The 428-nt window shown below is 77.1% G+C and carries 1 protein-coding gene; it reads right to left on the minus strand.

All coding sequences use genetic code 11. The annotated features are described in order from the left end of the window. Positions 1-296, minus strand: a 296-nt coding sequence (locus tag LPA54_RS39750) for a CocE/NonD family hydrolase (protein WP_228985273.1), incomplete at its 3' end; no start/stop codon positions are given. Positions 297-428 lie beyond the last annotated feature (132 nt).

Genomic DNA, 428 nt, shown 5'->3' on the forward strand with positions numbered 1-428 from the left:
GCGCCGGCGGCCACCAGTCGCCCGTCGCTCCACGGCTGTTGCCGGATCCAGCGGACGGCCGCTGTTCCGTCCGCGGTCTCGTACGCGTACGGGTGCCACTCCCCCGGCGACGCGAACCGCCCCCGCACGTCCTGGACGACGGCGGCGAACCCGCGGCGGGCCCAGCCACGCGCCTCGGCCTCGTGCCGGGCCCGGTCGTAGGGGGTGCGCAGCAGGACGGCCGGGAAAGGGCCGTCGCCCGCCGGGAGTCGTACGTCGGTGGCGAGTTCCCCCACGGCCGTGCTGAAGGCCGTCATCCGTCCTTCTTCGGCGTCGGCGCGACGTCGGGCACCGGCAGCACGGGGTGCTCGGTGACGGTCAGCGTGCGCAGGTCCACCCGTCGCAGCCGGCGCCGTGCCGGGAGTCCCCCCGGGTCGGAGGCGCCGGCT

Origin of the sequence: Streptomyces sp. DH12 (assembly GCF_020873895.1) — a bacterium.
Taxonomy (GTDB): domain Bacteria; phylum Actinomycetota; class Actinomycetes; order Streptomycetales; family Streptomycetaceae; genus Streptomyces.